The sequence below is a fragment of the Ruegeria arenilitoris genome (assembly GCF_013030265.1).
In the GTDB taxonomy this organism is placed as follows: Bacteria; Pseudomonadota; Alphaproteobacteria; order Rhodobacterales; family Rhodobacteraceae; genus Ruegeria; species Ruegeria arenilitoris_E.
Genome location: NZ_WPZQ01000007.1, coordinates 252,412 through 272,428, shown reverse-complemented (window position 1 = coordinate 272,428; position 20,017 = coordinate 252,412). Strand labels below are relative to the sequence as shown.

17 protein-coding genes are annotated in these 20,017 nt (G+C 54.0%); 6 read left to right on the top strand and 11 right to left on the bottom strand.

What is annotated here, in order from left to right:
* The first annotated feature begins 269 nt into the window (after positions 1-269).
* The 3 genes from GOX61_RS14595 to GOX61_RS14585 are packed head-to-tail and all read left to right on the top strand — an operon-like array spanning position 270 to position 5,396.
* Entirely contained in the window at positions 270-4,406 is a 4,137-nt protein-coding gene (locus tag GOX61_RS14595) for a caspase family protein (protein ID WP_170334850.1), read from the top strand.
* Positions 4,393-4,827 carry a hypothetical protein gene (locus GOX61_RS14590; protein ID WP_170334848.1) on the top strand — a complete coding sequence of 145 codons (435 nt, stop codon included), beginning with the start codon at positions 4,393-4,395 and terminating at the stop codon, positions 4,825-4,827. Before GOX61_RS14595 ends, GOX61_RS14590 begins: the two co-directional genes overlap by 14 nt.
* Complete coding sequence (locus GOX61_RS14585) at positions 4,824-5,396, top strand: DUF4760 domain-containing protein (protein WP_170334846.1); 573 nt, start codon at positions 4,824-4,826, stop codon at positions 5,394-5,396. The genes GOX61_RS14590 and GOX61_RS14585 overlap by 4 nt, the downstream gene beginning before the upstream one ends.
* A gap of 121 nt (positions 5,397-5,517) precedes the next feature.
* On the opposite strand, the gene GOX61_RS14580 is transcribed toward GOX61_RS14585, so the two are convergent.
* From GOX61_RS14580 to GOX61_RS14555, 6 genes are all read right to left on the bottom strand, one after another.
* Positions 5,518-6,663, bottom strand: a complete 1,146-nt coding sequence (locus GOX61_RS14580; protein ID WP_170334844.1) for an ABC transporter permease — start codon at positions 6,661-6,663, stop codon at positions 5,518-5,520.
* On the bottom strand, positions 6,660-7,586 hold the full coding sequence (locus tag GOX61_RS14575; protein WP_170334842.1) for an ABC transporter ATP-binding protein: 927 nt from the start codon (positions 7,584-7,586) through the stop codon (positions 6,660-6,662). The genes GOX61_RS14580 and GOX61_RS14575 overlap by 4 nt, the downstream gene beginning before the upstream one ends.
* Entirely contained in the window at positions 7,583-8,533 is a 951-nt protein-coding gene (locus tag GOX61_RS14570) for an HlyD family secretion protein (RefSeq protein ID WP_254436874.1), read from the bottom strand. The genes GOX61_RS14575 and GOX61_RS14570 overlap by 4 nt, the downstream gene beginning before the upstream one ends.
* 122 nt (positions 8,534-8,655) lie before the next feature.
* Positions 8,656-9,546 carry a haloalkane dehalogenase gene (locus GOX61_RS14565; protein WP_170334840.1) on the bottom strand — a complete coding sequence of 297 codons (891 nt, stop codon included), beginning with the start codon at positions 9,544-9,546 and terminating at the stop codon, positions 8,656-8,658.
* Entirely contained in the window at positions 9,543-9,980 is a 438-nt protein-coding gene (locus GOX61_RS14560) for a GFA family protein (RefSeq protein ID WP_170334837.1), read from the bottom strand. The genes GOX61_RS14565 and GOX61_RS14560 overlap by 4 nt, the downstream gene beginning before the upstream one ends.
* A gap of 1 nt (position 9,981) precedes the next feature.
* Entirely contained in the window at positions 9,982-10,359 is a 378-nt protein-coding gene (locus GOX61_RS14555) for a hypothetical protein (protein ID WP_170334835.1), read from the bottom strand.
* A 117-nt stretch (positions 10,360-10,476) separates the two neighbouring features.
* Here GOX61_RS14555 and GOX61_RS14550 point away from each other — a divergent pair, with 117 nt between their 5' ends.
* A complete protein-coding gene (locus GOX61_RS14550; RefSeq protein WP_170334833.1) occupies positions 10,477-11,070 on the top strand; it encodes a TetR/AcrR family transcriptional regulator in 594 nt (197 codons plus the stop codon).
* A gap of 436 nt (positions 11,071-11,506) precedes the next feature.
* Here the strand turns inward: GOX61_RS14550 and GOX61_RS14545 are convergent, their stop codons facing one another.
* The 3 genes from GOX61_RS14545 to GOX61_RS14535 form a co-directional block, all read right to left on the bottom strand.
* Entirely contained in the window at positions 11,507-12,361 is an 855-nt protein-coding gene (locus GOX61_RS14545) for a glycosyltransferase family 2 protein (protein WP_170334831.1), read from the bottom strand.
* Positions 12,362-12,567: 206 nt separating this feature from the next.
* A complete protein-coding gene (locus GOX61_RS14540; RefSeq protein ID WP_170334829.1) occupies positions 12,568-13,953 on the bottom strand; it encodes a DUF1501 domain-containing protein in 1,386 nt (461 codons plus the stop codon).
* A 3-nt stretch (positions 13,954-13,956) separates the two neighbouring features.
* Positions 13,957-15,726: a DUF1800 domain-containing protein gene (locus tag GOX61_RS14535; protein ID WP_170334827.1), complete on the bottom strand. Its 1,770-nt coding sequence runs from the start codon at positions 15,724-15,726 to the stop codon at positions 13,957-13,959.
* A gap of 21 nt (positions 15,727-15,747) precedes the next feature.
* Here GOX61_RS14535 and GOX61_RS14530 point away from each other — a divergent pair, with 21 nt between their 5' ends.
* Positions 15,748-16,032: a hypothetical protein gene (locus GOX61_RS14530; RefSeq protein ID WP_170334825.1), complete on the top strand. Its 285-nt coding sequence runs from the start codon at positions 15,748-15,750 to the stop codon at positions 16,030-16,032.
* 90 nt (positions 16,033-16,122) lie between these two features.
* Here GOX61_RS14530 and GOX61_RS14525 read toward each other — a convergent pair whose 3' ends face one another.
* Entirely contained in the window at positions 16,123-17,682 is a 1,560-nt protein-coding gene (locus GOX61_RS14525; RefSeq protein ID WP_170334823.1) for a class I adenylate-forming enzyme family protein, read from the bottom strand.
* A 183-nt stretch (positions 17,683-17,865) separates the two neighbouring features.
* Complete coding sequence (locus GOX61_RS14520; protein WP_170334822.1) at positions 17,866-18,363, bottom strand: flavin reductase family protein; 498 nt, start codon at positions 18,361-18,363, stop codon at positions 17,866-17,868.
* A gap of 181 nt (positions 18,364-18,544) precedes the next feature.
* Here GOX61_RS14520 and GOX61_RS14515 point away from each other — a divergent pair, with 181 nt between their 5' ends.
* Positions 18,545-19,984 carry a coniferyl aldehyde dehydrogenase gene (locus GOX61_RS14515; RefSeq protein WP_217353869.1) on the top strand — a complete coding sequence of 480 codons (1,440 nt, stop codon included), beginning with the start codon at positions 18,545-18,547 and terminating at the stop codon, positions 19,982-19,984.
* Positions 19,985-20,017: the final 33 nt, after the last annotated feature.

Below are 20,017 nucleotides of genomic sequence, written 5' to 3'. Positions count from 1 at the left end.
ATTTTCTTCGCCTGATGACCTGTGTGATTTTGTGTGGTGTGATTGTGAGTTATTCCCAGCTGTTTGCGTTAATCTTTAGTTCTTTTCTTTTAGCAAAACCGGCATCTGCAAACCTCTTCAAGTGGCACCAACCTGAAACGGATCCCAGCGGCCTTGCTGCTGAAATTTGCACGAATGGTGCAGAGAAACGGATCTGCCTGCGGGTTGAATGCGTTTCGTTCGAAAGTGTCGAAGTTGTACTGAGCAGTGCTGATTTAAGCCCGGTGGATATGAGCGGAAGCCACCTTGAAGTGGATGTGACTGGCAACGGCCCATATGCGGCTCGGGTGGATGACGAAACGGGTCGCCTCAGTTACGCTACCAAAACGTCCGGACCCCTGTTGGATGGTTTGAAATCTGGTCGATACGCATGGGTCACGTTTCAAAAGCCGTCCGTTCAAGACGCGCCACTCGTCTTTACGCTGAATGGGTCACGACAGGAAATCGACCGTGTCCAACAGATCTGTTCGGTTCCTGAAAACTGGACTGGCGAGGGGAATAACATCTGGGTTGGAGACCAGGCGCAAGCTTCTGGCAAAACGGAGCCAAGTTTAAATCCTCGCTATGATAACGAGGTCGATCTGGCGCTTGAGCCAGCGTTGCATCAGGTGGAACGCTTAGAAAACACTGACTACTGGGGAGGTGATATTCGCGACGGCTTATCCGACCCGGAACTTCAGGACCTATCATTAAATCAGTGCGAAGCCCTATGCATCGCGACCCTGGGTTGCTCTCACTTCACCCATAACGGACGAACTGACACGTGCTTTCTGAAAGGAATTCCGGACGAGTCCAAGCCCTTTCAGGGAGCAACGAGCGGCGTCATCAACGATAAGGCGGGGCGGTTTTTACCCGCGCCTACGAGCGGCGCGGACATCGCTGTCCAAAGTGATCTTTCGGCGAATATCGAAGACTCTTTGGAGTGGATTGCCGGTTTGAAGAATACTTCGAGACCACTCGCAGATACATGCGAAGCAGAACGGGCCGCATTCGACGCGTTGGCAAGAGATTTTCGTGTTGGTTTAACAGGCAGCCGCGATATCTCGTTCGGTCAACATCTCAATATCGAATGGGAAGGCAACACACTTCAAAAACGCGCCCCGATCTGGTTGATGGTAAGTTCTTGGAGACCGGTTAGATTTGAAGGGAAAGGGTTTGTCGCCCTTGGGCCAATGGCGCCGAACCCATTTGGCCTGGCACAAGGCGCAGGAAGAACAAGAGCCCTTGTTGCATTGCACGCCCGGGGGGCAGGGCCGCAAGGTGATTTGTCTGTTATTCCTTTGCATCTTGAATCTGATGATCTGGAATATCACCTGGTGGGCTATAACCGAGCTTGCGAAGAAGAAATGGTTGCCAAAGTCGCTGCAGGGCTTTTGTCCCTATTCGGCGGCGCAGGAACAGCATCTGCAGGACATTCGCTATATAATGTCAGGCCTGGACCAGCGCAGCTTGTTCTGAATTCAGAACTTGGGCGTCGTGCTTTCACACACCGGATTGATCTGAAATCCGATCACTATGTCTTGCTCAATGACCGCCGCATTCTCCTTATGAAGAAAACGCCGGTTATGGGGCTGAACGGTGCGAAAGGCCGAAGAGAAACCGAAATCGTCCAAAAAGCAGGCACCAATCTGCAGATATCTCCTACGCATCGATTTCTGGCCCTTGATCACGATGGCAGAACCGAGATTGTCGACGTTACAGACGGGCGTACTGTGACGACAATAGACAGCGGGCATACCTATTGGATGTTGGGCGACAGCTACGTGATGACAACCAAAGCCCCATGGGCCGAGGTCAATTTGCATTCACTGTTCTCGGACGGACTTCGGATTAACCAGCAAGTGACTGGCCCGGCCTGTTGCACAGCCACGGTCGATCAAACCCATATCGGCGTCAGTCTGGAAAACAGTTTGGTTACAATATGGGGCATGTTCGGACACTTCGTGGGTTCATTGCAAAACCCGGCCTACGCCAGCACTGAATCCCCTCGCAGTGGCTACTCGTCCGATAAGCGGGGCAGCGCCGCTTTGTTCAAGCTGATGATGTCTTCGATTGGTCCGGTTGCGCCGGCTACACTGGATAATGGGTTTCATGTGGTCGGGGGAATGGACGCGACCCGTACGGAGGCTGATGAATTTAAGGTCACTGACGGGGTCTGGCAAAAACTGGACAGCGTTTCGGCTTTGTCGCGGCGACTGGCTCATGTTGGGATTTCTCTGACCCCATTGGATCAGCCGCAGTACAATTCTGAATTCACCGTAAGAACCGCAGAAAACCAGCTGGAACGTTTGGGAGTTCGTCTTGCGGATATGCAGGAAGGAGAAGTTGTCCTCAAGCCAATGAGCGAGGATGAAAGGGAGGCCGCCTCATATTCAAAAACGGGTGCCTATGTCAAACCATACCGGGTTCGCATGAATTGGTCCGAAGACGCTGCTAAGCGCTTGGAGGCTGATGCGCGGGCCAGCGGTTTGCAACTGGAATGGAAGATACCAGCAGATGAAGCAATGGAATCCGAGTGCGACCACACCGTTTTGGATATGGACCGTGGTTTTGACCCGTCAAACGGCTTGCCTACAGTAAGAGACTTTGTTTCGGCGTCGCGTCTTGAAACCGAGACCGGACCCGTCTGGATTACACGTGCATCATGCGTTGCGGGTGCGACTTTAGGCTCGCTCCGCAGCTTTTCGTCAGCCTATATTCTGGACTTGGCAACAGCCAAGCCAGAGAATCCAGGCACCACAATTCTGGGTGAAGTGTTCTTTTTTGAGAATGATCCAGCACCGCTGTGGTTTGACCATGATCTCCATCTACGGAATGCTGGTCAGAAGCTGGTTTTGTTTTCACCGGGAAATGGCGTGGTGGCAGTCTACGATCGAACGCAACAAAAAATGGTGTTTTTGGAAGAGGGCCTGCCGGACGGAGACCTCCTGATTGACGCTGGATTAACCGAAGACCACAAGCATCTTGTGCAAGTCAACTCTGATGGCGGGCTACACATCTACCAGATCCAAAATGGCAAGAAAGTAATCTCTGGCCGTATCGTCGAAGATGAAATTGTCACATGGCTGGACGATTTTCGGTTTGATGCGACTGCAGAAGCTGCCGCCCAGATCGACTTGCGCTTTGACGGTCTGGATGGCCAGTACAGTCTGGATCGCTTTGGTGAGGCGCAACGCGTTCAGGGCCTGACGAAACTGGTATTGGAGCAAGAGCCGATCCCAACGGCGACAATTGCAGGAATTCCTCCGCAATTCATGGCCGGCGAGGTTCGCTTGACGAACAATGGCGATGTTGGTTTGTTCCTTATGCCAGATGACACTGATGCAATTGAATATCTGGTTTTTCAGGATGGCGTGATCACGGAACGTGTGGAAGCAAACCCGCGGATGACCGCAAACTCGATCCCACCTGAAATGAAAGAACAGTTGGGTGCCGGGTCCACCATGGCCTTGAAAATGCTTATGGCGATGGACAGAGGTGGCGATGGGTATGGTATGGATATACTTGTGCCGCAACAGTTTAGTGTGTCTCGATTGAAAGGCGCGCGGTGGGCCAGCGTTGTTGCTGTCAACAAAGCAGGTTTGGCCAGTCTTCCGATTAGCGGGGATCTTGGGCCGCAGCCGCAGGCAGAGGTTAAAAACCGTGCTCTCATCATAGGTATCAACACATATGACGACCCGTCGATCCCATCGTTGAACTACGCGCTAAGAGACGGCGGTAGATTTTCGGAGACTCTTGCAGGCGGGCTGGAGGACGCTCCTGACTTTGATGAGATCAATTATCTGAAGGATACTCGGGCAACGCCGGAGGCTATTCTGGCGGGTGTCGAAACATTGCTGATGGATATGGAAAAAGGAGATCACGCGGTTCTCTATTTCGCGGGACATGGGCTGCGTTCTGAAAGCGGCGATTTCTATTTTGGTACGTCGGGAACTCGACTGGAGGATGTGAGCGCGACCGCCCTGGCATTTGGGCGCTTGTCAAAATTGCTGGAGGGCACAGAGGCTAGAATTACGATCATCTTGGATGCATGCCATTCTGGTGCAACTGGAACGGGTCCTTTTGCGACGAATGATGATGCGGTTGCCGACTTGTCCCAGCTAAACACAAACATCACTATCCTCGCGGCATCCAAGGGACGAGAATATAGTGAGGAAACGCCTGAGCTGGGCGGAGGCGTGTTCACGTGGGCGCTTCAACAGGTCTTGCAGACCGACCGGAAGTCGTATGATCTGGATGCTAACGGACGAATTGAAGCATCAGAATTGTATCTAGGCGTAAAGTCCCTTGTTGTTCAAAAACAGCAGGGTCGTCAGACACCCTGGATGGTAAGACAACGAATGGTGGGTGACTATGCACTGTTTTAAAGAATTTTTGGCTCGCCGTGCTTTGTTCGCTACGTTGTTGTTTTTTCCGCTAAGCGCACAGGCTTGTTTCGTTTGTGATGAGATTGTCGAATTGGACAACGTCAGGGCGGCCTGTTTTCTGGAACAATACCCAGAATTCGAAAAACGGATTTCCGAAACAGGCGATGGGCGCGGAGAAGTTGATCTCACGGAATGTGCCAATGATGTTGCTGATGGAACGCGCGGTATTGATTGGTTCACAAAGCTTCCTAATCCAACCGGGTCCACCGACCCAAACCTCGAACCTATTCAAGAGTTAAGGTCGGTTTTCATTTTGGATGAGACCGATGCAAGGTGTTTGAAAGCGTTTCTTGAGGGGCTTGATCGCCCTATTGATCCGACCGTCCGCGTGGATCTTACCGAAATGTGTGACAGCAAATGAAAAATAACCCCAGTGGCACATTTTTGTGGAAATCCTCAGAGTGGTGGGACAGTTTCGGCCAATTCATGATGGCAATTGGGGCCCTGATCGCCTCAATCGGTGTGCTTATCGGGGTGATTCAGTACACACAGCAAGTTGAGGCAGCTCGGGCTAAAGAAACGCTTGCATTGATCGAAAAATGGGAATCCGGAGGATACAGAGACAGCTTCGCCGTTTTGCGAGACGCGACGGACAGATTTCAGGAAACGGTGCCCAGAAATGAACTGAAACTTGTACGATCAAGCACAACTGCGCGTGAGAACTTCCAGAGGAAACTGTACGATAGCGTTTTTGCGGACGGAGACCATTTCGAAGATTTTGACCACATCGTTTCCTTCTTTGATCGCTTAGGTCTTTGTATTCAGGCCAAACTTTGTTCCGAAAAAACTGCTGAAGTATATTTCAGAACAACACTTGGTGCATTTTTGTTTTATTATGACGGCTTAGTTCTCGAGCGCGGATTACAATATGCGGGCTATGTTGAAGGCCTTCAATTTTTGAAGAATGAGTTCTCCATAAACGCAAACTGATGTTTGTGGCGGGTCTGTTGGTTCAATCATCTCTGGCTCTTGCCCCTATAGCTAATGTCCGGAATGAAAGCCGCAACTGCAGCAAGCAACGGCTATGCATAGGGTCGGTTTTGGGCCGTCTTCAACCCAACCGTTTCTTGAATCTTAGAGTGGCCGCCAACAATCCGAATACCGCAAACCCGATCATCCATAGAATCCCCCAGCGTACCTCGTAGAGAGAAGCATCGCGCAAAACCACGCCGCGGATCATGTCCATAAAATGGGTTGCCGGCAGGACCTGAGCAATCATCTGGACGGGTTTTGGCATACCGTCAAAAGGGAACATGAATCCCGACATCAGGATCGAGGGGAGTAGAACGAAGATGGTCATCTGCATCGACTGCAATTGATTTTGCGCAAGTGTAGAGATCACCAGCCCAAGTGACAGGCTGGCAATGATGAACAGCAATGTCACCACCAGCAAAACGCCCAGCCCGCCATTGATCGGAACATCGAACAGGAAGTGACCAAGGCCAAAGATAATTGCGACCTGTATCAAACCCATAAAGATGTAGGGGATGATTTTGCCGACCATCAGCTCGATCGATTTGATCGGGGTGTTGATCAGCATCTCCATATTACCGCGCTCGCGCTCGCGGACAATGGCAGCCGAGGTGAACAGGATCATCGTCATAGTCAGTATGACTCCGACAAGGCCCGGCACGATATTCACCGCCGATCGCTGTTCAGGGTTGAAGTAGAGCGTAACTTCGAACGTGGGTACTTGCCGGTTTGGAGGCTGTTTCAGCAATTCGGTCAAAGGCATCGTTCGCAGAGATTTAATTGCGCTGGCGACCATCGTGTCTGAACCATCTACGATCCAATGGGCAACAGGCCGGCTGCTGGCCTGATCCGTTGCGTTGGGCAGACTCAGCCCTACGGACGGGCTGCGGGCAAGGCGTTGGCTGACGTCTTGAGGTATGATCAGTGCGGCACGCACGCGGGATTCGGTGATCGCGCGTTCCGCTTCTTGAGGGGTGGTCAGTTCTTCGGTGATGGTAACGACCTGCGTGGCCTGAACGATTTGCGCCAGCGTGCGAGACAGCTCGGTTCTGGATTCATCCACCAGCGCAACGGGCACGTGACGCAGGTTGGTGTTGATCGCGTAGCCAAACAACAGCAGTTGGATTAGCGGGATCATGATGACCATGGCGAAAGTCATCCGGTCCCGCCGCAGTTGCAACAGCTCTTTCTTAAGCACAGCGACTATGCGACGCGCAGAGATCACGGTTCCTGCTCCCGTGTTGCACTGACGAAGACGTCTTCCAGATTTGGGCGTTGCGGCGTCAGCGACAGGTCCGGAAACCCAACAAGCCGCATTTGCAGCATTTCCACAGGCTGAGGCTCGGACTTGTCGACAAGCACACGCAACCGCGAACCCACTTGTGCTGTCGAAAGCAACTTGGGCTTTCCGTCCAACGCGTGTTTGACCTTTCGCAGGTCGGGACCTTCTACTTCGACAACATCGGCCTGCAAATCATCCATCAACTGACGCGGAGACCCGTCTGCCTTTTTGACCCCATGCTGCAGGATTGCCAGCCGGTGGCAACGCTCTGCCTCGTCCATGAAATGGGTGGATACAATCATGGTCGCGCCCTGATCGACCAGATCGAACAGTTGTTCCCAGAAGGTGCGACGTGTTTCTGGGTCAACGGCAGATGTCGGTTCATCCAGAAACAGCAGTTTTGGCCGGTGCATGACGGTCGCTGCAAGGGCGAGTTTCTGTCGTTGCCCACCGCTCATGCTACCGCTGAGCTGATGGATGTTTGATGTCAGGTCATAGGTGTGCAGCAATTCGTCAATCCGGTCCTTGGCCGACTTCACCGGGATGCCATAAATTTCCGCTGCGAACCGAAGGTTCTCCAGTACTGTCAGATCGCGGTAATATGAGAAGATCTGGGTCATATACCCGATCTCATTCTTTAGCGGTTCCGCGGCCTCGGGCATGGATTGACCCAAGACTGAAATCGCCCCGCTGCTGGGGGTGAGCAGCCCGGTCAGCATCCGCATAGTCGTGGTCTTGCCACAGCCATTTGGGCCGAGAAATCCGTAAATCTGGCCGGTTCGGATTTCGAGGTCCAGATTGTTAACGGCAGTATTGTCCCCGAACCGCCGGGTCAGACCTTTCGTCGAGACGACGACATCACTCATGGCATGGGGACCTGCACGGGCACTCCGGCGGGCAGGTCCGGGGATGCAGTGGGCAGGTCAATCTCGGCCAGATAGACAAGTCGGGTTCGGTCATCCTGGTTCAAACCGTAATAAGGCGTGAACGACGCGTCGTCGCTGATCCAGCGGATCACGCCGCCCAACGGATCGGCCAGCCCGTCAACGCGCACTTTCAGCGTGTCGCCGGGTTTCAGATTGACGCGATGCGGCTCAGGCACATAGACGCGCGCATAAGGTGTCTGGCCCGTGACCATCACGGCAACCGGGCTGCCGGACGTCACCCGCTCGCCCAGATTCCACGGCAGGGAATCCAGCACGCCATCTCGGGTGGCCGTAACCGTCAAGTCGTCCAGAACAGTTTGCTCGGCAGAAACCAACGCTTCGGCGGCTCGAACATTAGCTTCGGCAACCGCCAGGTCCTCGGGTCTGGTGCCGTTCTGCAGCTCTTTCAGGGATTGCTGCGCGCTGGCCAGTTCAGCCCGCGCGGAATCCCGCAGGGCCAGATCATTTGCCACCTGCGCTTCAGTTACGACCGAGTTTTCGACCAGTCTGGCGTTTCGGTCATAGATGGCTTCGGCGTCAGCCAGCCGGGCAACAGCACCTGCGACCTTGGCCTCGGCAATCGCGATCTCTTCCTCGCGCGGCCCCACCTGCAGTTTCAGAAGCGTGGCCTGCGCCTTTTCCAGCTCAGCCTGCGCCAGTGCCAGCTTTGCGCTTTGCAGGGTGGGGTCGAGCTGAACCAGTGTGTCGCCTGCCTTGACCACAGCTCCCTCTGCAACCGGTAAATCGACGACGATTTCGCTGGCCGTCGCGGTCAAGGCCACCCGGTCGCGCGCCAACACGCCCAAAGCAACGCTGGTATCGGACCCGGAGCACCGGTCCAGAAAGGCGGGCAGTACAGCCGCCAGTATCAAGGGTATCGGGATCATCAGATTCAACAGTGTTTCCCTCCGGTGATTGGCCTTTGAACGCGCTGGATAATAGTCAAAGCATACAATCAGGAAATCTGATTTATGTATACGGCTCAACCGCTACACGCGGCAGCACTGGTTTATGCGGGCAGTCGTGCCAACCACTCCTCTAGTTTTTCTCCGATCAGATGGGGGTTATCCTCCTGCAGGAAATGAATACCTTTCCCGATATCCACCACTTCTAGATTCTGGATGGTTTGACGGCACCATTCGACCTCTTTCGGCCCGATGGTGCCTCCGGGCGTGGCATGGAACATCAGCATCGGGGTTTGCGTTTCTCCCAGCCAATGACTGTAGGCGCTGACGATCTCATGAACGTCCGAAGGTGCGTCGTCGATTGGTATTTCACAAGGCCACACCCGAACTGGCTTGCGACTTCGTGCTGTGGGAAAAGGCGCACGATATTGCGACATTTCTTGCGGGGTCAAATCACGCACGATGGCGTTTGGCAGAATTTTTTCGACGAACATATTCAGCCCCGAGATCATCATCCACCCCAGACCGGGCGTCCGCATCATGCGAAACCCGGCGCGGAAATCTGGCGGAAATCCGGCCCAGGTCATTGGACGCACGACGCCTTCCATGAAGGCGATGCCGCGTATGTTCTCAGGATGCCGGTGCGCATAGTGGAACCCCAATGCGGAGCCCCAATCATGAATGACGAGCGTCACGCCCTTCAGTCCCAACGCCTTGATGAATCCGTCAACGTAGGGAACGTGGTCGACAAAGCGGTAGGGAATATCCGGCTTATCCGATTTGCCCATGCCGATCAGATCCATCGCAATGGCGCGGCCCTGCCGGGCAGTATAGGGTATGATGTTGCGCCACAGATAGGACGATGTCGGATTGCCGTGCAGAAACAGAACCGGCGCGCCTTCGCCTTCGTCGACATAGTGGATGCGCTGCCCATTCACCTCGACATACTTCGAGTCAAACGGGAAGTCGGGTGAAATCTCTTGTTCGGTACTCATTGAGCCGCCCTTTCAGCTTTGTGCGTTTCTTCGATCAAACCCAGCGCCTCATCATACCATGCGGGGCGGGACGCCCAGCCGACAATCGCGTTAACGGGTTGGGGCAGCGGGCGTGATAGGCTGCCAACGGGGACAACCAGAAACTTGCCGTTCCGTGTCTCGAATGGCAGCGTCGTCCCGCAGTTTCGGCAAAACACCCGACGAACTTGGGAATTGGGCACGTCAAAGGTGGTCAGCATGTCGTTGCCTTCCAGCCACTCGATCTGATCGGGCGTGGTGAACGCATTCGCAACATGGGCCGAGCCCGAGGCCCTTTGGCAAAAGCTGCAATAGCAGAGTTTGAAGGCGGCCATGTTGTCCTGCACCCGATAGCGCACTGCGCCGCAGATACATTGCCCCTCGATCTTGTTCGGGTGAACCATCGGAGCGCTCATCTTAGCCGCGATGCGCAAAATACGCGCGGACAGCTGCGGTGAAGGTCAGGCCCATGCTGATGATCGCGATGACAAAGCCGATGACCGCGGTGGCCGGGATCGAGACCAGAAAATCAATGGCAATCGCAGCGCGGATACCGATCAGGCTGCGTTTGAGGATGGACGCAACGATGCAGGAAAACGTCACCATGTACCCCAGCATCGTATAGAGCATCAGGTTGGCGGCCTGCGAGCCGACCAGCTCTCCGACCTGTAGCCCGTAGAACTTGAACGCGGCGAAGAAACCAAAGGCCAGCAGGATCTTCAACGCGTTCAGAATGAAGATCACGCGCAGAGTGATGGGCTTTGAGGCCCCGGTTGTTTGGTCTATGGCGGTCATATCAGGTCTCCGTTTCAGTTGGGCCAAACGGCGTTTGCAGCCGCGCGGCCACAATGCTATCCATGTGGATAGGAATTGATTACTATCCATGCGGATAGAAAATGCAAGGAGAAATCTGTGGCGCGAAAACGCAAGACGGATCACGACAGTGCCGTGGCAGGTGCGCTGGACCTGTTCTGGCGGCGCGGATACCACGGTGCCAGCACGCGGGAGCTTGAGCAGGAGACGGGGCTAACCCGGTTTACATTGCAAACCACCTATGGCGGGAAAGAAAAGTTTTTCCTAAAGACTTTGGATACTTATCTGGACAATGCCGAGGCCCGACACTTTCCCGACCCCGACACCTATTCGCTGGATGATCTGGCTGGTTGGTTCCGGGGCATCGCGTCAACCGAGCGGATGCCAAAGATTGAGGATGCTGGGTGTCTTGCCTTTAATTCGATTAGTTCATTCGACCGCTCTGATCCCGAGGTTAACGCACGAATCGAGCGGTACCTGACCGCACTGGAGGGGCGGTTTGCGGCGATACTGAGCCGTGCAAAGGCTGACAGGGCCATCCGTTCCGAGGTTGATCCAGATGAGGCCGCACGGGTGCTGATCGGTCTCTTGCTGGGCCTTCATACGATCATGAAAGCCCGAACCTCGGATCAGTTTCCGCAGAGCTACGCCGAGGCGGCGGTCGGGCTGATTGAAGGGTGGAAAAATCAGTAAGTTATCAAACATACAGGCGCGACTGTCGTCTTGCGGCGTAAGAACTACGCGCCTGCAGCGAATGTCTGGATTGTGGGCTGCCACTGCAGCATTTCGGTTGACTATTGGGTGACTGCTTTGGGCCGTGTGCCGGGGCAGGGCATTTTGCTGATCAACCAAATTCAAGTAAGATACACTGTGCCGGTTTCCAGGTTGCGAAGAGGCTCATTAGCTTTCTGTTAAACGTCGACTTGAAGCGCTTGAACCGTCGAAACATCAATTAAGCGCAAGAATCTTAAAGTGTTGAATTCAATGGGAGACGAGTCTCAAAAATTCGGTCCCATTATTTACGTACTCCGACAATGGTGGGGTCAGGCGCAAATGTATCGCGTAATTATCATTATGTTAAAATTTGCAGGCCAACTCACACAGGCCCACCGAGACTCCAGTACGACTTTTAGGGTTTGAATAGCACTGGTTGAACATCCCGACTTTGCCAGATACCGCGCAGGAAAGACCACTGCTTGGCGCGTTTTCTCGCCGAAAACAACAAAACCGGAGACAGCATCTGAATTGCGGCAGACGCTATGGCCCGCCCAAAAGCGAAGGGAACGCTATGTTTGCGGGCAACGTACACCCTCGATTGCCCCATATGCCAGGCCTTCAATCCCGCGATGGCGGTGCTGCGCGGAGAGGATTGTCCTCCTGCATGGCTTACCTGAGCTTCATGTATGTAATACAAGGGACCGCATACCGCTTTCAATCGCAGGCTCAGATCATCGTCTTCATGATACATGAAGATTTCCGGATCAAACCCTCCGATCTTTTCGAACGCAACTCGTCGGACCAGCAAGGCAGATCCTACGAGAACAGGTAGCTCAATATCGGAATCGGCCTCCTTCTGCTGCAAGGCTTCACTGCGCGGCAGGATCACGCTGGAACGCCTGAACAGAGGTTTTCCGCGCCCCTTTAGAATTCCGGGATTGAATGCAGAAGCATCGGGGTGGCGGTCAGCCCCTTTTTGCAGTGCTTCTAGCGCACCCGGCTGAAGGCATGAATCCGGATTCAGAAACAAAAGCAAATCTGTTTGAGCCTGGGCTGCGCCGAGATTGCAGGCCCGGCCGAAACCGGCATTCTCAGAGCTTCTGATCAGAGTCGCACCCCGCGCATCGGCCATTTGCTGAATTGTTTCGACATCATCCGATGCGTTGTCGACCAGTATGACGGGCACGCCTTCGGGGATCGAACTCAGCATCTCCGGCAGAACCCGGCTGCTGTTGTAACAAACGCTTATGACGGTGATCTGCGACAAGACAAGCTTTCCAATCAATGGAGTTTAGACCTTATCCGTTTCTTTCTCTCAAACGCCGTTAGGGTCAACCCCCCTCCCCCACATGCGCAAGCTCAATGAGACCATTGATTTGAGGCACCCAGATAGACAAAGCGGACCCCCGGCTTTCCGGCGGAGGTCCGCAGAGCATTTTGTTTCGTTTCTTCTGATGACGCTAATGCTACTCGCTATCCGAACAGCTTGAGATTGCTGCTCTGCCCGGGCATCGAGAACCGATGCAGGTTCGGAAACAGCATATCCAATTGATCATGAGGCGTGCCGAACCAATGGGCTAATCCAGCATATAGCTGATCTGTCGAAGTCGTCGGGATGAGTACTCCATTTCCGACATCCAACGGATTGTCACTATCCAATCCAAGTTCCGGGTAGTCACCAAAGACCTGCCCACCATTGACCGGCGTTCCCATGACAATCGTGTTGCCGCCCCAGCCATGATCGGTGCCATTGCCATTTGACGTGAGCGTGCGGCCGAAATCTGATCCGGTAAAAGTCACGACCTGGTCGTCCAGTCCCATTTCGATGAGAGCGGTCTGAAACTCACCCAATGCCCGGCTGAGAATTCGCAACATGCCCGCTTGGGTATCCAGAAGTTCATCATGATGATCCCAGCCAATATAGCGCAGGAAGAAGGTTTGCTGCTGCAAGCCCAGCTCGCTTGACGCTTTAATGGTTTGAGCGACCTTGCGCAGTTCCTGGCTGAGCGGTGTCTCCGAGAAAGCGGTGGGAACCGAAACATCCTTGGTGCCGGCTTTGAAAACCTCGTGTTGCGCCTGAGCAGTCCGGGTCAGGTTCAGGTAGGTTTCCTTGAACGGATCGCCATCGTAGCTTGCCGACATCAGCTTATCGAAACTTGCCTTGATGGTTTCGTTCAGGATCGACTGCTCTTCGGTTACGTAGAAGCCGGTGCTGCCTTTTTCGGTAATGGCGTAAGGCAGGCTGCTGTTTCCGTTCTGAACGATGTTGTTGCCAGCCAGCGAGATGTTCATGGCAATCTCGTGTTCGGATTTCGAGGGCTGAAGTGCATCTGCGAAATACCCGAACCAGCCCTTGTTCAGACGCTGATCCGGACGTGAGGTTTGCCAGTGTTTGAACTGATCAGCGTGGGACAGCAGGCCAAGAGGAATACGGGCCGAGCCGTTCAGAAAGCTCTCTTTTGTCACCCGCTCGATCATCGGGCCAACATTGGTGACAAAACTGAGCTTGCGTTGATCAAACAAATCCCGGACCTCGGGCATTGCCGAATGCAGACCGAAGGTGCGGCCATTGGCATCTGTATAACCCTCAAGCGGCAAGAGTTCTTTCTTGCTGTGAGCAAGATTGGATCTGGTCTCTGCGTATTGGCGATGATGGATATCATCAATGGGCACCAGCATATTGTAGCTGTCGTTGCCGCCATCCAGCATGATGAAAACCAGTGCTTTTCGCGCGGGAGCAATCGACAGGGACGTTCCACCCGGCAGGGCAAAGGACGGCGCAGTCCGGCTCATGGAACAGACACCGGCTGCAGCTCCGGTCTGAATGAATTGACGGCGGGAAAGTGCGAATTTTGCCATGGCTCAAGCCTCCTGCACGGTGAATTCGGGTGAAATCGTAATCATGAACAAGATGGTCTGAACGACCCATGCCGGTTCATTGGCATAGAGCCTGAACGCTTCTTTGATCTGCGGTTTGATCGCCAATTCCGGTCGACCGGTCAGCAACTCGGACAGTTGATCAATCAGTACATCATGTTGCCCCGGATCCTTTGCAATCTCGATAGCTTCATCGAGATCAAGTTTCAGATGATCCTGAGTTTCTTTCTCCAGTGCTTCGGGCCACATCTCGGGGACCATCTTGCCCTCTTCCGATGCACCGATCTGTGTCGATACGATGGGCAACCATTCTCCGAAGAACCACTGATACATCTGGTTGATCCAAGCGATCGAAGTCGACGACGTATGCAATTCGAATTCAGGCGCAACCAGCCCCTTGTCCTCAAGCCCTCCGTGAGGAACGAAATCAGCTTTGTAAAAGTTGAACACGGTTGGCGCCGACAATGGGTGCTGCGCCAGCGCATCCTGAATATCATCGCCCAGCAGCCAGTACTTGCCGCTTTCATTCCGGGCATTGAACGCCAGCATAAGCTGAGTAATGCGCTGCAGCGGCGATTTGAGCTTCTGGCTTTGCACGTACAGGTCACCATCCTGCCGGCCACCCGGCAAGACGGTGTCTGAAACCGGCGCCGCCAACGGGTAAGCCAGGATCGCATAGACCATCGAGGCCATATCACCGTTTGGTCCAAACGCCTCGGAGACGGTTCTGACATAATCTGGGCTGGGGTTCGATGTAACCAGCCGCGCAATCATGTGGCGGGCAACGAAAGGTGCGGTCGAAGGATGCGTCACAAGGCGCTGAACGACCTCCCAAACTTCTTCTTCGCCGCTTTGTCCACCCGGCAGATCGATATGCCCATTCAGGAGCTTTTTGGGTCCGCGGTCATGATAGTCTTTGTGAAAAACCATCGGTTGCGTCATCGAGACAAACGGTACGGTCTTGTACGATTTTTCGATACCGTCGTCGAAGCCGACAGGGTAACCGTTGTAGTCTTCCTGCCAGAAGCTGGTGGTCCACTCATATCGATAGCCAGCCGCTGTTAGCCCGGTGAAAACCCGCGCCATTTCGCGGATATCCGAGTTGTCATAGGTTGGGATCGGGTTTCCGGCGCTATCCAGTTTTTCACTGCCGTCGGGGTTCAGCTCAAACAAGCCGATGGAAAACAGCTGCATGATCTCACGCGCATAGTTTTCATCAGGATGGATGTATTTCTCCGGCACTGCCTTCTGATTGTTCATATGACTCAGATAGATGCCCATCGTGGGATGCATCGACACTTCGTAGAGCATATCGGCGTAGGACCCGAACGCATGGCGGTAGAGAACGTCATAGTAGCTGGCCATGCCCACCGCATCGAGTTCTAGCGACGAGTTATCCGATATCACCAGAAGCTCGGACAATGCCAATGCAACGCGCTGCCGGAGCATGTCCTGTCGCTGAGACAACAAGTGCTGCCACCAAGCCATATGAAAATACCATTTATACGGCAGGGCCGGATTGTTGCCTTCGCCATTCAGCGCGGCTGCTCCGTGTTTTGCCACCATTCTCTGGCGGAAACTCTGCCAGATCTCGCGCGTTCTGGTCTCATACACGTTATTGGCAATCGGAGCGGACTTGAGTTGCTCCATCAGCCAGGGCTCCATGCCTTTGGCTTTGACCTGATCCACGAGTGCTTGATCGGCACCAAGTGTGGCTTGCATCAGAAATCGGCTGACGCGCGCGTTTTGTGACATCAGAATCTCCTGAGTTGGATTATGGGTGATGACCAGGCCCGCGGAGCGGAAGTGGCATTAATTATCATTTTTGACAATTTATGTCTTACAAGTTTATTGTCAATTGTGATGATATTTTTTTCTGTCGGACAGGATGAATTGTCGCGCCTTGGCAAATCGAAGCGCATGTGCGGTCATTCACACGGCGTATATACTGGCGCTCCCGATCGGCGCCCATCGATTACGGGCAAACTAAATGATAACCGCCCGGCAGTGCGAATTCTGCAGACAGGAGCAGCAACTGGCATCACCAAACTGGCGAATTAACAGGTTAGTGGGTGGACAAAGCGCGCAACGCCTGACGGCATCAGCACTTATATGCTATTGGAATGCCTCATCGGCACGCCAGATTGAACTTTAGGTATACTCGGTCAACTCGCGGTTATCTGAACTTCCACAGATATCGATAATCTCACGCTTCTGAATCTTCCCGGTCGGACCTTTTGGCAGCGTCTCCCAAATCTCTATACGCTTGGGAATCTTAAAGTTTGCAATCTTGCCCCGGCAGTACTCGCGCAGATCAGGACCGCTGGTGGTTTGATCGGCGCGCAGCGTAACCACCGCATGTATGCGATCACCCCATTTGGGATCCGGCAGGCCGAATACGCTGACTTCATCCACCGCGTCATGCTCAGCCAGACAGTTTTCGACTTCAACCGGGAATACGTTGTATCCGCCTGACTTGATCCGGAACTTGGCACGGTCTTTCAGGTGCACATATCCTTCGGCATCAATCAGCGCGATATCTCCCGTATGCAACCAGCCGTCGCGCACAGTCTCGGAATACTCAACGGCCTGATTCCAGTAACCAGGGATGACAAAAGGCGAACGGATCAGCAACTCGCCTGCCTCACCCCGAGGCAGCTCCTGCCCGGTATCATCAACCACACGTACATCTACAAAGAACAAAGGTTTACCCGCGCTTTCAAGGCAGTCATGCCCATCCTTCAGCGCGCGCTCGTGGTCCGTGGCTGTGAGCATCATACCCATCCCCATCAGCTCGGTCGTGCCGAACATCTGCAGGAATTCACAGCCAAACGCCTTGAGCGCCTCGCGAACAGTCGCAGGAGGGATCGGTGCCGATCCATAACCAAGCTGTCGGATCGAGGAACAATTGTACCTGGCGATCTGGCCTGAGGTAAGCAATCCATTCAACATGGTCGGAACAAGAACACAAATGGTGGCCTGTTCACGTTCGATAAGCTTCAACGCGATTTCAGCATCCCACTCGCCAATGATTGCACACTTGGAACCGTGAAACATGTTGCGCAGAAGATGCATAATCGGAATACCGGAGGCCGGCATCGCATGCAGCCAAACATCATCCGGAGTAGCACCTTCGGCAAGCGCGATTGCGGCCATGGACTCCATCATCATCTGATGTGGATAGATGGCACCTTTGGGCAATCCGGTCGATCCGGTCGTATAGCAGATCATAAGTTGATCATGCGGTGTTTGATCGAACGTCCCGGAACCTATCTCAGCACTGAGCAGCGCCTCATAGTCCAGATCAAAACCATGATCGCTACCAATTCCAATCAGGATGGGCTGGCGTTTGCTGGCATTCAGGGCCTCTTTGGCGATATCGACCATAACTGCCTGCGCAAACAAAACATCGATGCCGGCGTCGTCGATAAGGGCCCCAATCTCGCGCGGCGCCAACCGATAGTTTAATCCCACGCGGATCGCGCCGGTCTTTGCGCAGGCACCGATCGTCTCCACCATTTCGATGCAGTCAGGCAGGATAACGCCAACGCGATCTCCTTTTCTCACATTCAAACCCTGCAAGGCGTGGGCCAGGGCATCTGTATGCTTGCCAAGATCGCGCCAACTGCGACGGCGGTCCAGTTCGACATATGCGTCGTGATCACCAAAGCGATTTGCATTTCGATCAATCAACTGGCCAAGCGTCGGCATCGGCGCCTCCTATCAATACTCAAGTTAGTGAACGTTCGTTTTTTAACTATCAAGCAAGATACATTGGGCTGTCAACGAAGAACTCTTCAATCTTGGCAGGAGATTCCCAGGCTGGGCTTGACGGCGCTTACGGGAGGCTCCCTACCTCCCGCAAAAATACCAAACACGCATATAATCACTCGATCATTTGCCGAGTGGCGTCAGTTTGTGAAAACCCTTGCGCCCATAGATCAACGCCGACTTATCCGGGTTCAGATAAACCTGCCTGACCAATCCAAAGAACACCGCATGTGTTTTTGTATTGGCCCAACTTTCGACCTCACACTCGAAAGAGGCGACGGCCTCTTTCAACACAGGCAGGTCCAATTCACCCCTGCCCCAGGTTCCGGCCATCTGAAACTGCTGTTCCTTGTCTGCCTTTGAGGAGAAGGCGCCAACCACTTCAGTCATGTCGTCAGGCACGAGGTTCACAGCAAATTTTCGACTATCCATTACGGTACCATATGTGCGGGCGGTGCGATTAATGCACACCAGCAGTGCGGGCGGATCAACCGTCAGCGAACAAACAGCTGTCGCGGCCATACCAGATCTCTCGCCTTGGTATTCTGAGGTCACGATGTTCGTCGAGGCCGCAAGCAATTGCATGCCGGTTTTGAACCTGTCTTCGGTGGTCAGGGTCATTCTGCACTCTTGCATAAAAGTGAACGTTCACTTAATTTCATATAATTGATCCAATGTCAACGCGGTCATCGCGGTCCGGCATAAACAAATGAAAACCCAGGCTGTTGATTCAGGAATTGGAACAGGCGCACCAACCAGCGATAAGGTTAGCTACGCCCGCAGGACCAAACAGGAGGCCCAAGTGAACGAGCACAACTCCAATCCCTTCGAACGCCTCTCGACGCTACTGGAAACACAAAAGACCCATCAGGCCATCCATGGCGCGCCAAGCGCGTCCGAGCGGAAATATCGCCTGACGCGTCTGATTGATCTGATCGTAGATAACCAGGATGACATTATCGACGCCATTTCCGCAGACTTTGGGAACCGATCACGGCATGAGACAATCGCGGCTGATATTGTGGGCACCCTGAAAGAGATCAAGTTCGCGCGGAAGAACTTGGACCGCTGGATGCGCCCTGAGAAAGCCTCACCCGAATTTCCCTTGGGCCTTTTGGGCGCCCACGCACAGATTCACTATCAACCGCTGGGCGTGATTGGTATCATCAGCCCGTGGAACTTTCCCATTATCCTGTCCATCGGACCAATGGCCGAGGCCTTCGCCGCAGGCAACTCGGTCATGCTGAAGCCGTCGGAGTACACTCCCCGGACTTCGGACCTGATGAAATCGCTCCTCGAGGCCAAGTTTGCCTCGCATGAAGTTGCCGTAGCCACTGGCGGCATTGAAGTGGCTCAGGCCTTTACCGGTCTGCCATTCGACCACCTGCTGTTCACTGGCGCCAGCACCATCGGGCCACATGTCTTGCGCGCTGCGGCCGAGAACATGGTCCCAACCACACTGGAACTGGGCGGCAAGAACCCGGCCTTCATCGCCCCCAGCGCAGATATGGAAATAACGGTCGCCCGGCTGGCAGCAGGCAAGATTTTCAACGCCGGTCAGGTCTGCCTTGCGCCGGATTATATTCTGGTCCCACGCCCCCGGATGGAGGAGTTCGCGACCGCCTTTGCCGCCAAGGTCGCCGAGTCGCTTCCAACCCTGTCCGGCAACCCCGATTGCACCCACATCATCTCGGATCGGCAGTTCGAACGGCTCAAAGGGCTGGTCGAACAGGCCCGGTCCGCCGGTGCGCGTATCGTCGAGGTGAACCCGGCAAACGAGGACTTTTCCGCCTCGAACGAGAAAATCCTGCCTCTGACCCTGATCATCGACGCCGACCCGGAACTTGAAGCCATGAAGGACGAGATATTTGGGCCAGTCTTGCCCATCCTGCCTTATGACTCGCTGGATGAAGCGATTGCCTTTGCCAATGATCGCGCGCGCCCCCTTGCGACCTATGTGTTCGCCCGGGACAAGGCTGAGCAACAAAAGGTGGTGGAAAACACCATTTCCGGTGGTGCCACAATCAACGACACCATCATGCATATGACTCAGATGTCGCTGCCTTTCGGCGGTGTCGGGGCCAGCGGCATGGGTTCATATCACGGTATCCACGGCTTCAAACGCTTCAGTCATGCAAAAGCTGTTTTCAAGCAGATCAACATGGATGGTGTTTTCAAGGCCCTGCGACCACCCTATGGCAAGAAATTCTTCAAGGTCATAGGCCCGTTCCTGAAGAAATAATCACATGAAACGGAGCCTGGATCAGGCTCCCGT

Bases quoted from the DNA above. Each gene is read 5' to 3' on its own strand.
- GOX61_RS14595 (WP_170334850.1), top strand. From the start codon at position 270: ATGAGCGGAAGCCACCTTGAAGTGGATGTGACTGGCAACGGCCCATAT.
- GOX61_RS14590 (WP_170334848.1), top strand. From the start codon at position 4,393: ATGCACTGTTTTAAAGAATTTTTGGCTCGCCGTGCTTTGTTCGCTACG.
- GOX61_RS14585 (WP_170334846.1), top strand. From the start codon at position 4,824: ATGAAAAATAACCCCAGTGGCACATTTTTGTGGAAATCCTCAGAGTGG.
- GOX61_RS14575 (WP_170334842.1), bottom strand. From the start codon at position 7,586: ATGAGTGATGTCGTCGTCTCGACGAAAGGTCTGACCCGGCGGTTCGGG.
- GOX61_RS14570 (WP_254436874.1), bottom strand. From the start codon at position 8,533: ATGATCCCGATACCCTTGATACTGGCGGCTGTACTGCCCGCCTTTCTG.
- GOX61_RS14565 (WP_170334840.1), bottom strand. From the start codon at position 9,546: ATGAGTACCGAACAAGAGATTTCACCCGACTTCCCGTTTGACTCGAAG.
- GOX61_RS14560 (WP_170334837.1), bottom strand. From the start codon at position 9,980: ATGAGCGCTCCGATGGTTCACCCGAACAAGATCGAGGGGCAATGTATC.
- GOX61_RS14555 (WP_170334835.1), bottom strand. From the start codon at position 10,359: ATGACCGCCATAGACCAAACAACCGGGGCCTCAAAGCCCATCACTCTG.
- GOX61_RS14540 (WP_170334829.1), bottom strand. From the start codon at position 13,953: ATGGCAAAATTCGCACTTTCCCGCCGTCAATTCATTCAGACCGGAGCT.
- GOX61_RS14535 (WP_170334827.1), bottom strand. From the start codon at position 15,726: ATGTCACAAAACGCGCGCGTCAGCCGATTTCTGATGCAAGCCACACTT.
- GOX61_RS14530 (WP_170334825.1), top strand. From the start codon at position 15,748: ATGGGTGATGACCAGGCCCGCGGAGCGGAAGTGGCATTAATTATCATT.
- GOX61_RS14525 (WP_170334823.1), bottom strand. From the start codon at position 17,682: ATGCCGACGCTTGGCCAGTTGATTGATCGAAATGCAAATCGCTTTGGT.
- GOX61_RS14520 (WP_170334822.1), bottom strand. From the start codon at position 18,363: ATGACCCTGACCACCGAAGACAGGTTCAAAACCGGCATGCAATTGCTT.